The sequence below is a fragment of the Nocardia noduli genome (assembly GCF_019038455.1).
GTDB lineage: Bacteria > Actinomycetota > Actinomycetes > Mycobacteriales > Mycobacteriaceae > Nocardia > Nocardia noduli.
On sequence record NZ_JAFMPL010000039.1, the window covers coordinates 46,896 to 59,792 of the forward strand.

Sequence of the window (12,897 nt, forward strand, 5' to 3'; positions counted from 1 at the left end):
CTCGGTCCGCCCGCCGCCATACTGGACGGCACTCTACCGGTAAGTAATGTCGATTCGGTCCTGCTTCACCTCCGCACATCGCTGTGATGTGGCGCACGATTGGATTCGCAAACTCGCGCAAAGAGGTTCGGATCCCGCCGAACAGCGCGGGTTTCTGAATGCGGGCCGATTGCTACACTGGCCAGTGGTCTATGGCGGTCGCGCGAACGGAAGGCCCTCGGTGCCCGAAATCGAAGAGGTACTACCGAAATACCTGCAGATATCGGGCTACATCCGCGACCTCATCCACCGCGGCGAACTGGCGCCGGGCGCGGAGGTGCCGTCGGAACGAGAATTGGCGGCGAGCTGGAAAGTCGCCAGGCCGACCGCGGCCAAGGCGTTGAATACGTTGCGACAGCAGGGTTTGGTGCAATCACGCCGAGGTTCGGGCACCTATGTCACCGACACGAGCGCGTCCGCCCGATTGCGCGAGCCGCCGAGGTACGGGACGCGCTACGCCGAACACGAATCGGCGACCATCGTGTCGGCGGAGATCGTCAGCGGACCCGAGGAAGTCATCGCCGCGCTCGAACTGCCGGGCGGCACGTCGGTGATCGAGCGAAAACGTCTGGTCACCACCGAGTCCGGGGCCGCGCGGATCGCGACATCCTGGTTTCCCGGCGAATTCGCGACCGCCGCCGAACTCCTGCTACACACCGAACCGATCCCCGGCGGCGTCGCCGAGTATGTCGCGCGAACGACCGGATTCGAGGTCGCGTACGCGCGCGACCGGGTCAGCGCGCGACTGGCCTCGACACAGGAACGGCGACTACTCGACGTGCCGCGTCCCGCGGCGGTACTCGTCTACCACCTCACGCTGCACGCGGCCGACAACAGCCCCCTGCAATTCGACGAACTCGTATATCCCCCGGGGCACTGGACATTTCAGCAGGAGTACTCGCTCGGTTCCTGACCCGTCCGCGCCGACTCGGACGCGCGGGTCTCCATTGACAGCATTCACGCCAAGTGGCATAGTCCACTTCATCGGGGATGACGCAGGCCGGAGGGTGGGAGGCGCGGTGTTCGATCATGCGGGATTCGACCATTTGACACTCGGAAGCTGGGTGATCATCGGCGAGCACTGCTCGGTCCGGCGCGCCCCGCTGCGCCGAGAGGACTACCTCACCTACATATTCGAAAGCGGCGGAGTCGAATTCGAACTCGCCATGGCCCCGTCGATCCTGCGCGCGATGGTCGAACTCGGCGCGCAGCCGCCACCCGGCCCCGATCGATCGGATTCGTGAATTCCCGCGACGCCGAGTCCGTGTGTTGCCCGAGGTCGTCGGCGTACCCGGCCGACGCCGGTGAACGCACGGCAGGTACGGGCCACACGACAGCACTTCGGCGACCCGCGCGGCCGTGACCGGCGGAGCAGATCCACGGCGTGAACTCGACGACGACGTCACCACCACCCGTGCACGGGATCGGCGAAACGTCACCCATCGACCCCGCCTCGACACCATGACCGGGCCGTGACCGCGGGCGTTACGGAATCTCTCAGGTTCACCCAGGATGATGTGGGTCGTGCCCGACCGTGCCCGGGAGGTCCGGAACTACGATCGGGGCGGTAGGGGAAACCGGCAGGCGAACGAAAGGCGTGGTGAACGCACGGTGAGCAAGAACCCGGCTGGACGGAAGACCTCGAGTGCGCTGGCCCAGGCCAAGCGCACCGACCGCAACCGCAACATCCTCATCCAGGCGGTCGTGGCAGTGGTCCTGATCGGGCTCATCGCCGCCATCGGTATCGGCATCGCGGTGAAGAAGTCCGACAAGGACGAGGCGGCCGCGGATCAGGGTCCGACGCCGAGTATCGCGGCCGCCGCAGCCCCGAACGACATCACCGGAAGCATCACCGACAACGGCTCGATCCGCATCGGCAAACCCGACGCCAAGGTCACCGTGCGCGTCGTCGCCGACCTCCAGTGCCCGGCCTGCAAGGCCTTCGAGGCCGCCAACGGCCAGGTGCTCGAGGACGCGGTGAACAGCGGAACCGCCGCGGTCGAGTACAACATCATCTCCTTCCTCGATCGCGCCTCCGGCGGCGCCGAATACTCGAGCCGCGCCGCGAACGCCTCCTACTGCGTCGCCCAGGCCGATCCCGCCAAATATCAGACGTGGCTGTCGACCATGTACGAACAGCAGCCCGCCGAGGGCACCTCCGGACTGACCGACGATCAGCTGATCGAGATCGCGAAGTCGGTCGGTTACACCGATGACGTGTCCGGATGCATCAGGGACCGCACCTACGACAAATTCGTGAAGGCCAAGACCCAGGAAGCCTTCGACGGCGGCATCCAGTCGACGCCGTCGGTCTTCGTCAACGGTCAGCAGGTCAACCCGAGCGGTCTGGCCCAGGCGATCGCCGCCGCCGCGCAATGATCCCCACACCCCCGCGTTCGGCCTGGCTGGTACTACTCACCGGTCTGGCAGGCTGGCTGGCGTCGGTGGCGCTGACCGTCGAGCGCTTCAAACTGTTCACCGACCCCGGCTACCGGCCCTCGTGCAGTATCAACCCGATCCTGTCCTGCGGGTCGGTGATGGTGACCGATCAGGCCGCGGTCTTCGGATTCCCCAATCCGCTCATCGGCGTCGTCGGCTTCTCGGTGGTCGTCACCGTTGGCGTGCTCGGTGTCGCCGGGGTGCAGTTCCCACGCTGGATCTGGGGCGGCCTCTGGCTGGGCACGCTGCTGGGCACCGTGTTCATCTGCTGGCTGGTCTTCCAGAGCCTGTACCGGATCGACGCGCTGTGCCCGTACTGCATGGTGGTCTGGGCCATCATCACACCGCTGCTCGCGGTATGCACCGAACAGCTGTGGGGTGGCCGGGGCGGGCCGCTCGGCATTCTGGCGGAATGGCGCTGGACCATCGTCGCGGTGTTCTACGCCGTGGTGTTGCTGCTGGTGTTCCTGCGGTTCCAGGACTACTGGCTGTCGCTGTTCTGATCTCGTGGCGACTCGGCGCTAATTCGGTGTACCGAGCGTCAGCGTCACGTCGACCGTGCGCGGTTCCCCGCCGACGCCGACCACTCCGAGACGCACCGTATCGTCGGGTCTGCGCAGATTGATCGCGGCCCGCAGATCCCTCGCCGTGGTGATGGCGCTGCCGTCGATCGAGGTGATGACCTCGCCCTCGGTCAGCCCGACGGCCCGGGCGGGCAGGCCGTAGATCGCCATGTCGACGCGCGCACCGCTCGGTTTCGCATCCGAGATCAGCACGCCGAGGGTCGCCGTCGGCCCGATGTGCACCGAGTCGGTCGGCGTCCCCGACCGGATCTGCTCGACCACCCGCATCGCGGTATCGATGGGCACCGCGTAACCGTTGGGCTGGGTGTCCTCGCCCGGCCTCGATTCGCCCGACGCCGCGGTGACCACACCGATCACCGCACCCCACCGATCCGCCACCGCGCCGCCGGACTGCCCCGAACTCACCGCGGCGGCCACCTCGAGCATGCCGGTCAGCGATTTGCGTGACATATCCGCCGCGTTGAGAGCGACGATGGTGCTGTCGACGTCGGTGACGGCCCCCGCGATGGCGGTCGGCGTGCCGCCGATACCGCCCGCGTTGCCGATGGCCATCACCTCGTCACGAATGCGCACCGCGGCGGAACTCCCGATCCGCGCCACCGCGAGACCCGCGGCGCCTTCCAGCGCAAGCAGCGCGATATCGGCGTTCGAGTCGTAACCGAGGACCGTGGCGTTGTACACCTTGCCGTTGCCCACATCGGTGACCGTCACCGTATCCGCGCCCTTCACCACGTGGTGGCTGGTCAGCACCTGACCTTCCGCGCTCAGCACGATGCCCGATCCCGCCGCGCCGACCCCCATCGGCCGCGAGGACGTGCTGATATTCACCAGTGCGGGCTGGACCGCCCCCGCGACGGCGGCCGGATCCAGCGGCAGCCGTTCCCGCGTCATCGAGACGACGGCGTCGTCCTGTCCCGCGAAGGTCGACCAGCCGGGCAATTCGCCGCGATAACCGAAGAAACCCGCCGCCACCAGGACCGCGGCCACGATCAGGGCCAGTACGCGTCCGCCGCCGCCGGGGTCGCCGGGGGGAACGTGGCGGGTCGCTTCGCGCCGTTCGTCGTCCATCGCACTCCCGCCGTCGACTGGCCTGCCCTTCCCATTGTGGCCGGAGCTCGATCATTTCGGTCGGGCTCGGGCGGGCCGATTGGCAAACCCGCTCGTGCGCAGGTAGGCATTACCCATGAGTAATGCCGCCGCGTACGCCGTATCCGCACCCGATGGCGCCTTCGAGAAGGTCACCATCGAACGCAGGGAGCTCGGCCCGCGCGACGTGCTGATCGACATCGCGTACGCGGGCATCTGCCATTCGGATATCCACGCCGCCCGTGACGAATGGGGTGGCACGAAATACCCGTGCGTGCCCGGGCACGAGATCACCGGACATGTCGCCGCCGTCGGCGCCGCGGTGTCACGGCACCGGGTGGGAGATCGGGTCGGGGTCGGCTGCATGGTCGATTCCTGCGGCGTGTGCGCGCCATGTCTGGCCGACGAGGAGCAGTACTGCGTCAAGGGCGCCGTCATGACCTACAACACGGCGGTCGACGCGTCGACGCAGCCGGAGGGCCACACCATGGGCGGCTATTCGACGCAGATCGTGGTGACCGAGAATTTCGTGGTGTCGATCCCGGACGCGATCGGGCTCGATATCGCCGCGCCGCTGCTGTGCGCGGGCGTCACGGTGTTCTCCCCGCTGCGGCACTGGAACACCGGGCCGGGCAAGAAGGTCGCGATCATCGGCATGGGCGGACTCGGGCACGTCGCGGTGAAGATCGCCTCGGCGATGGGCGCGGAGGTCACCGTCCTGAGCCATTCGCTGAGCAAACAGGAGGACGGCAGACGTTTCGGCGCCGACCACTATTTCGCGACCGGCGACAAGCAGACCTTCCGCGAACTGCGCGGTCGTTTCGACCTGATCATCAATACGGTGTCGGCCGATCTGCCGATCGACAACTACATGCGCCTGCTGAATCTCGACGGCACCTTGGTCGTGCTCGGCATGCCCGAGAAACCGATCGACATCCGCCCCTACACGCTCGCGAGTTACCGGCGCTCGCTGTCGGGTTCGATGATCGGCGGTATCGCCCAGACCCAGGAGATGCTCGATTTCTGCGCCCAGTACGAGATCGGCGCGGAAATCGAATTGATCTCGGCCGACGAGATCGACAACGCCTACGACCGGGTCGTCGCCAGCGACGTCAGGTACCGCTTCGTCATCGACGCCGCGACGATCTGAGTTCCGCACCGACGCCTCGGGGCGATCGGGTCGGGGAGTGGGTACGTTTGGCCGTGTGCCCGCGGAAGAAGCCGTCCCACCGCCCGCTGTCTCACCATCCGCCTCGGGGCGATCCCCTGGCGCCGACCTGACGTCGGGTCCGCCCCCGTGGTTGCTGCGCGCGTTCCTGCTCGCGGCGGCCACGATCGCCGGTCTCGTCGCGGGTTTCTGGATCCTGCAACGGTTACAGGGTCTGCTGACCGTCCTGCTGGTCTCGCTGTTCCTCGCCTTCGCGATCGAACCCGCCGTGAACTGGCTGGCCGCGCGCGGCATCAAACGCGGATTGGCCACCGGCGTGGTCTTCCTCGGCCTGTTGCTGATCATGGTGGCGTTCGCGTGGACGCTCGGCGCGCTGCTGGTGAACCAGGTGACCACGCTGGTGCAGAACGCGCCGGAATACGCCGATCAAGTCGTCGACTGGTTCAATCAGACCTTCAACCAGGATATTTCGGGAACCGATATCCAGAAGTACGCCACCGAGTGGAGCGACAAACTCGAGGGCTATCTGGTCGGCTTGGCCGAAAACGCCTGGGGCATCGGCACCGCCGCGATCGGCGCGCTGTTCCAAGCGCTCGGCGTAGTGCTGTTCACCTACTATTTCGCCGCCGACGGACCCCGGTTCCGCAATGCCGTCTGCTCGCTGCTACCGCCGACCAAACAGCGGCATGTGTTGCGCGCGTGGGATATCGCGGTGGAGAAGACCGGCGGCTACATCTACTCGCGCGGACTGCTCGCACTGTGCTCGACGGTCGCGCACTACGTCGCGCTGCGCGTACTCGATGTGCCGTCGGCCTTCGCGCTCGCGCTGTGGGTCGGCGTGGTGTCCCAGTTCATCCCCACCGTCGGCACCTATCTGGCCGGTGCGCTTCCGGTGATCGTCGCCTTGGTCGACAGCCCGGCGACCGCACTGTGGATTCTCGGATTCATCGTGCTCTACCAGCAATTCGAGAACTACGTCCTGCAACCGCGCATCACCGCGACCACCCTCGACATGCATCCGGCCGTGGCCTTCGGCGCCGTCATCGCCGGCGCCGCCCTACTCGGCGCGACCGGAGCGATACTCGCCATCCCCGTCACCGCGACCGTACAAGCCTTCGCCGGTGCGTACATCCGCCGCTACGAGGTGGACCCCGACAGCACCACCCCCGATCCGCCGAAGAAACGCGGCGGAAACTGGCCCCGCCGACTGACCACGCGCCTCACCGGCTCCCGCCCGGACACCACCGACTGATCGGGCGCCCGACTGCCGCGGTCTCCGACGATCTCCCATCCCGCCCGAAACATCGACCCGGTACACGGTTTCCCAGCACACGAGAACCACGGGCACCTGGAGTGTCGAGTCGCCGGGCGCCCGCACCAGCGGCGCCACTGCGGGCAGTGCTGGGATCAGAAGACCGGCTGCGGCACGAGCATCACGATCCACCCATCCGGATCGGGAAAAGCCTTGCCGCCGTTGGCTTCCCAGAACGGATTCTCCGGAACCACCGACTCGACACCCATTTCGCCGAGCCGGGCGACCACGACATCCACGGCCGCCTCACCATCGAAATACAACACCAGCAGATTCTCGTTGCTCGGCGCGTCACCGGGACTGCCATCGACATGCGTAATGAACTCCAGGTGATACCCGCTCCCTGGCAGCCCGATCATCACCCCGTCATACCCCGCGTGATTCTCGAACCGCGACAACTCCCGCAACCCGACCCCATCCACATAGAACCGAACGACGTCATCGAGCCGATCGGTAGGCCGCGCGATCCGCACCTGCACGACAGGCAAAGAGGCAGGCCAGCCGTCATCCGCGATACCCATCCCCCCATCATGGACCCACACCCCCACCACAGACGCGAGCCATACACACGCCCCGTCCACAGCCCACCTCGCGTCCGATCAGTCGAACGCCCCCACCACAGGCGCGAGTCTTACACACGCCCCGTCCACAGCCCATCCCACGTCCGACCAGTCGAACGCCCCCACCACAGGCGCGAGTCTTACGAGCGCCCTGTTCGCGGCCCGTCTCGCGTCCGAGCGGTCGAAGCGCATGCGCCGAAGGCGCGAGTCTCGACCGCTCGGACGCGAGACAAAGGGGGCCGCGAACCCGCGGCCCCGGCCGCCAAAATCACAGCTGATTACCTTCTGCGCAGGCGGCGGGCCGCTGCGACCAGGTTGCGCAGTGACGGTTCCAGCTGCCAGTAGTGGCGGGTCTTGAGTCCGCCGTCCGGGTTCGCCCACAGCCGCTGCGGGGTTTCGGCTTCGGCTGCCGCGGTGAGCAATTCATCGAGTTCGTCGATATCGGGTATCCGTGCCGAGCGGCTCTCGTACACGCCGGGGCCGACGCCGTGGCTGAGTCCGTGGCCGGAGGCGTTGTCCTCGGCCAGCGCTTTGAGCACCCATTCGATGGACCTGGTCGCCACGATCGCGGTGACGTCGGCGTCGAGTTCCTCGATCGCCCCCACGACCTCGGCACGGCCGGAATAGCCGATGTGGGTGTGGATCTGGGTGGCCGGGCCGACTCCGGAGGTCGCCAGCCGGAAGGCGTCGACCGCCCAGCGCAGATATTCGGCACGTCCGAGTGGACGGGCGGGCAGCAGTTCGCGGATGGCGGGTTCGTCGACCTGGATGATGGCGATTCCCGCCTTCTCCAGATCGACGACCTCGTCGCGAATCGCCAGCGCCACCTGGTCGGCGGTCTCGTGCAACGGCAGGTCCTGTCGCACGAAGGACCGCGCGATCATGGTGACCGGACCGGTGACCATGCCCTTGACCGGCTTGTCGGTCAGCGACTGGGCGTAGGTGCTCCATTCCACCGACATCGGCGCGGGACGCGAGACGTCGCCGTAGATGATCGGCGGTCGCACACAACGGGATCCGTAGACCTGGACCCAGCCGAAACGTGTGGTCGCGAATCCGTCGAGCAGTTCGGCGAAGTACTGGATCATGTCGTTGCGCTCGTGTTCGCCGTGGACGAGCACGTCGAGGCCGATGTCTTCCTGCAACCGGATGGTGGCCTCGATCTCGGCCTCGATCTGCTTGCGGTAGTCGTCGTAGGACAGTCGCCCTTCGCCGAGTTCGTGGCGTGCCTGGCGGCTGCGGCCGGTCTGCGGGAAGGAGCCGAGTGTCGTCGTGGGCACCAGCGGCAGATTCAGCCGTTCCTGTTGCGCCGCCCTGCGGACCTCGTACGGTTCGCGTTCGCGCATCTCCCGCGTGACCGCGTACACCCGCTGCCGCACCGCGTGCTTCTGCTTGAAATGCACTTCGGTCGGCCGTTTGCGCCAGGTGTCCGACGGCCCGTCGGTCAACGCCTTGGCGAGCGAAACCACTTCGCCCACCTTTTGTTTCGCGAAGGCGAGGCGGTCGGCGACATTTCCGTCGATATCGTATTCGGCGAGCACGTCGTAGGGCACGTGCAGCAGTGTGGTTCCGGTGGACACCACGAGATCCGGGCACACCTTCGCGAGCGCGTTCAGGTATTCCAGCGTCACGTAACGATCCGCGCGCCACACATTGCGACCGTTGATCACGCCCGCGTACAGGCGTTTGCGCCGGATTCCGGGGATCTCGGCGAGATCGTCCGGGCTGATCCGGTGGCCCGCCAGGTCCAGGCCGATGGCCTCGACGTTGGTACGGGCCAGGATCGTCAGCGCCTCACCGAAATCGCCGTACTGACCCGTCACCAGGATGCGCGGGCGCAGCGGGGCTTTGGATAGTCGCTGGTAGGCGGCCTCGAACGCGGCCAGTTCGGCGGGGCTGCGCTCGCTGGTGAAGGCCGGCTCGTCCAACTGCACACAGGTCGCGCCGCGTTTGGCAAGGATCTCGAACAGTTGCTCGTACACCGGGAGCAGCCGGTCGAGCAGCGTGAGTGTGTCGAATTCCGTCTGGCCCGGCAGGTGACCGGCCTTGGACAGCAGCAGCAGCGACAGCGGGCCGAGCACCACCGGACGCAATTCGATATCGCGCGCCATGGCGCGGTCGAATTCGTCGAGCAGCGCGTCGGGATGCAGCGAGAATTCGGTGTCGGCGTCGAGTTCGGGCTGGCGGTAGTGGTAATTGCTGCTGAAGAAGCGGACCAGTTCGAGCGGGGGCACATCCGGACGTCCGCGCGCCATCAGGAAATAGAAGTCGAGCGGGTCCATGACGTCCTGGAACGCCTCGAACCGCTTGGGCACCGCGCCGAAGAGCAGCGCGTTGTCGAGGATGTGGTCGTAGAAGGAGAAGGTGTTGCCCGGTACCTGGGTCAGGCCGGTGGCTGCCAGCTCGTTGAACTGGCGCTCCTGGATGTCGCGGCCGACCGCGAGGAGTTCGTCGCGGGCGATCGCACCGCGCCAATAGGCCTCGAGTGCCCGCTTGAGTTCTCGGTGCGGGCCGATCCTCGGGTATCCGAGAATGCTCGACCCGTAGCCGTCGGTCACATTCACCATGAGCGCGCCGCTCCCTTCGATGCCTGTGCGGCGCCCACTACGAAGAATGGACGCCGCACATAATTGCGCCTGGTTTGCTGTGGCGGACCGTCAGGCCCGGTTGTACTGGTAGAAGCCTGCGCCGGCCTTTTTGCCGAGTAGCCCGGCTTCGACCATACGCATCAGCAGCGGCGGGGCCGAGTACAGCGGCTCCTTGAATTCGGCGTACATGGAGTCGGCGATCGATTTCACGGTGTCGAGACCGACGAGATCGGTCAGCGCCAGCGGACCCATCGGGTGGGCACAGCCGAGCACCATGGCCTTGTCGACGTCTTCTTTGGTGGCGAAACCCGATTCGACCATCCGGATGGAGGACAGCAGGTAGGGCACCAGCAGCGCGTTCACCACGAAACCGGAGCGGTCGGCCGAGCGCACGACCTGCTTGCCGAGCACCTCACCCGCGAACGCTTCGGCGCGCTTGGCGACGGACTCGCTGGTCTTGAGCGTGGTGACGAGTTCGACCAGCGGCAGCACCGGCACCGGGTTGAAGAAGTGCATGCCGACGACGCGTTCGGGATTGGCCGTGGCGACCGCGATCTTCATGATCGGGATGGAAGAGGTGTTGGAGGCCAGCACCGCGTCCGGATCCGTGACGACCTTGTCGAGCGCGGAGAAGATCGACGATTTGACCTCTTCGCTCTCCAGCACCGCCTCGACCACCAGCTGACGGTCGGCGAAATCGCCGAGATCGGAGGTGAAGCGCAGCCGCCAGGCCGCCTGCTCACGCTCACGCTCGGTGATCTTGCCGCTGGAAACGCCGCGATCGAGCGACCGCAGGATGCGGGCACGACCCGCCGCGGCCAGTTCTCTGGTCTGTTCGTAGACGAGCACGTCGACATGCGCCCGCGCGCACACCTCCGCGATTCCGGCACCCATTTGTCCGGCGCCGATGATGCCGACGCGCTGAATCTTCTCGCTGCTCACGTCCCGCTCCTGCTGGTTGGTCTGGCTAGTCGGGTTGGCTTGTGGTGAAGGGCGTCCGGTGTACGAACATCGCCTTCGATGGTCAAAGGTATAGGGACGCCCTCCCCGCCGGGGCTGTTCGGCGGGGAGGGCGGTACACCCCTACCGGAGTAGAGGATCGCGGGCTCGGAGCGAGCCGACCGGGTAACGATTCACGGCAACCTTCTCTCTCGGACAAAGCCCGAAAGAACCGATCCGCAAGAACTCTCACCCACGGAGCGAGTCACACGAGCCACCGTTCGCAGCGAACTCTCCCCACACGGAGCGAGTCCCACCGCGACCGTTCGCAACAACTCCCCCCGTACGGAGCGAGTCACACGAGCCACCGTTCACGGCAAACTCTCCCCACACGGAGCGAGCCCTACCGCGACCGTTCGCAACAACTCCCCCCGTACGGAGCGAGTCATACGAGCGACCGTTCGCGGCCCGTCTCGCATTCGAGTGGTCGAAGCGCATGCGACGAAGTCGCGAGTCTCGACCACTCGAATGCGAGACATAAGGGGGCCGCGAACCCGCGGCCCCCGGGCCGCCAAATCTCAGTGGAACTGACCTTCTTCGGTGGAGCCCTTCAGCGCCGCCGTCGAGGTGTTCGGGTCGACGGTGGTGGCGATGGTGTCGAAGTAGCCCGCGCCGACCTCACGCTGGTGCTTGATGGCGGTGAAGCCACGCTCGGCGGCGGCCTTGAACTCGCGCTCCTGCAGGTCGACGAAGGCGGTCATGCCCTCGCGGGCGTAGCCGTAGGCCAGGTCGAACATGCCGTAGTTCAGCGAGTGGAAGCCGGCCAGGGTGATGAACTGGAACTTGAAGCCCATCGCGCCGAGTTCACGCTGGAACTTCGCGATGGTCGCGTCGTCCAGGTGCGCCTTCCAGTTGAAGGAGGGCGAGCAGTTGTAGGCCAGCAGCTGGTCCGGGAATTCACCGCGAACGGATTCGGCGAACTTGCGGGCGACCTCGAGGTCCGGCACGCCGGTTTCCATCCAGATGAGGTCGGAGTAGGGGGCGTAGGCCTTGGCGCGCGCGATGCAGGGCTCGATGCCGTTCTTCACACCGAAGAAGCCTTCGGCGGTGCGGGTGCCGTCGAGGAATTCCTTGTCGCGCTCGTCCACGTCCGAGGTGATCAGGGTGGCGGCTTCGGCGTCGGTGCGGGCGATGATCACCGAGGGCACGTCGGCGACGTCGGAGGCCAGACGCGCGGAGGTCAGGGTGCGGATGTGCTGCTGGGTGGGGATGAGCACCTTGCCACCGAGGTGGCCGCACTTCTTCTCCGAGGCCAGCTGGTCCTCCCAGTGCACACCGGCGGCGCCTGCGGCGATCATGGCCTTCTGGAGTTCGTAGGCGTTGAGCGCGCCACCGAAGCCGGCTTCGGCGTCGGCCACGATCGGGGCCAGCCAGTTCGACACGGAGGTGTCGCCTTCGACCTTGGCGATCTCGTCGGCGCGCAGCAGCGCGTTGTTGATGCGACGGACCACGGCCGGAACCGAGTTGGCCGGGTAGAGCGACTGGTCCGGGTAGGTGTGCCCGGATAGGTTCGCGTCACCGGCGACCTGCCAGCCCGACAGGTAGATGGCCTTGAGGCCCGCACGGACCTGCTGGACCGCCATGTTGCCGGTGAGGGCGCCGAGGGAGTTGATGTAGTCCTCGTTGTTGACCAGATCCCACAGGATCTCGGAGCCACGACGAGCGAGGGTCGCCTCTTCGACGACGGTGCCCTGGAGCTTCGACACCTGCTCCGCCGTGTAGTTGCGGGTCAGGCCCTTCCAACGGGGGTTGGTGTCCCAATCCTGCTGAATTTCCGCAGCGGTTTTCGGGGTGCCGGTCGTCGACATCACTTACTCCACTTCTCTTTGGGTCGGTATGTGCCGCTCGCCGGGAGTTCTCTCGAACTGCTGTGGCGGCAATTTGCAGGCTTGCTATGGCCTCGGGGTGTACTTCCACACGATGGCACACCAGGAAATAGCCGTCTACCTGTTGCAACTGTGAATCTCAGCTAGGTTTGCACCACCTTTTGCTAACTCTGCGAAATTTGCGGGCAAATTGCAAGTAACAATCCTACCCACCAGTAGTCCTGACATGCAGTTTTCCCGTAACGCTCGTACTGTTTGAGACACACCCCTTTCCGCCCCCCGAACCCCCCACGAAC

11 protein-coding genes are annotated in these 12,897 nt (G+C 66.2%); 6 read left to right on the forward strand and 5 right to left on the reverse strand.

The features are described from left to right. The first annotated feature begins 220 nt into the window (after nt 1-220). The 4 genes from JZ792_RS21295 to JZ792_RS21310 all read left to right on the forward strand — a co-directional run bounded on the left by JZ792_RS21295 (nt 221) and on the right by JZ792_RS21310 (nt 2,981). Nucleotides 221-952 carry a GntR family transcriptional regulator gene (locus JZ792_RS21295; RefSeq protein WP_216912593.1) on the forward strand — a complete coding sequence of 244 codons (732 nt, stop codon included), beginning with the start codon at nt 221-223 and terminating at the stop codon, nt 950-952. Nucleotides 953-1,058: 106 nt separating this feature from the next. Next, nucleotides 1,059-1,283: a hypothetical protein gene (locus JZ792_RS21300; RefSeq protein ID WP_216912595.1), complete on the forward strand. Its 225-nt coding sequence runs from the start codon at nt 1,059-1,061 to the stop codon at nt 1,281-1,283. A gap of 367 nt (nt 1,284-1,650) precedes the next feature. Then, on the forward strand, nt 1,651-2,418 hold the full coding sequence (locus JZ792_RS21305; RefSeq protein WP_308165385.1) for a DsbA family protein: 768 nt from the start codon (nt 1,651-1,653) through the stop codon (nt 2,416-2,418). Continuing rightward, nucleotides 2,415-2,981: a vitamin K epoxide reductase family protein gene (locus JZ792_RS21310; RefSeq protein ID WP_216912597.1), complete on the forward strand. Its 567-nt coding sequence runs from the start codon at nt 2,415-2,417 to the stop codon at nt 2,979-2,981. The genes JZ792_RS21305 and JZ792_RS21310 overlap by 4 nt, the downstream gene beginning before the upstream one ends. An 18-nt stretch (nt 2,982-2,999) precedes the next feature. Here JZ792_RS21310 and JZ792_RS21315 read toward each other — a convergent pair whose 3' ends face one another. Further along, nucleotides 3,000-4,130, reverse strand: a complete 1,131-nt coding sequence (locus JZ792_RS21315; protein WP_216912599.1) for a S1C family serine protease — start codon at nt 4,128-4,130, stop codon at nt 3,000-3,002. A gap of 115 nt (nt 4,131-4,245) precedes the next feature. On the opposite strand from JZ792_RS21315, the gene JZ792_RS21320 reads away from it, so the two are divergent. Both JZ792_RS21320 and JZ792_RS21325 read left to right on the forward strand, forming a co-directional pair. Beyond that, nucleotides 4,246-5,298, forward strand: coding sequence for an NAD(P)-dependent alcohol dehydrogenase (locus tag JZ792_RS21320; RefSeq protein WP_216912601.1), 1,053 nt, complete (start codon nt 4,246-4,248; stop codon nt 5,296-5,298). 55 nt (nt 5,299-5,353) lie between these two features. Then, entirely contained in the window at nt 5,354-6,568 is a 1,215-nt protein-coding gene (locus JZ792_RS21325; protein WP_216912603.1) for an AI-2E family transporter, read from the forward strand. 155 nt (nt 6,569-6,723) lie between these two features. On the opposite strand, the gene JZ792_RS21330 is transcribed toward JZ792_RS21325, so the two are convergent. From JZ792_RS21330 to aceA, 4 genes are all read right to left on the reverse strand, one after another. Then, nucleotides 6,724-7,149 carry a VOC family protein gene (locus JZ792_RS21330; protein WP_216912621.1) on the reverse strand — a complete coding sequence of 142 codons (426 nt, stop codon included), beginning with the start codon at nt 7,147-7,149 and terminating at the stop codon, nt 6,724-6,726. Nucleotides 7,150-7,466: 317 nt separating this feature from the next. Then, entirely contained in the window at nt 7,467-9,755 is a 2,289-nt protein-coding gene (gene metE, locus JZ792_RS21335) for a 5-methyltetrahydropteroyltriglutamate--homocysteine S-methyltransferase (protein ID WP_216912605.1), read from the reverse strand. A 90-nt stretch (nt 9,756-9,845) separates the two neighbouring features. Continuing rightward, the gene (locus JZ792_RS21340) at nt 9,846-10,718 is read right to left on the reverse strand and encodes a 3-hydroxybutyryl-CoA dehydrogenase (RefSeq protein WP_216912607.1); all 873 of its coding nucleotides are present in this window, start codon (nt 10,716-10,718) and stop codon (nt 9,846-9,848) included. 575 nt (nt 10,719-11,293) lie between these two features. After that, nucleotides 11,294-12,583, reverse strand: coding sequence for an isocitrate lyase (gene aceA, locus JZ792_RS21345; protein WP_216912609.1), 1,290 nt, complete (start codon nt 12,581-12,583; stop codon nt 11,294-11,296). Nucleotides 12,584-12,897: the final 314 nt, after the last annotated feature.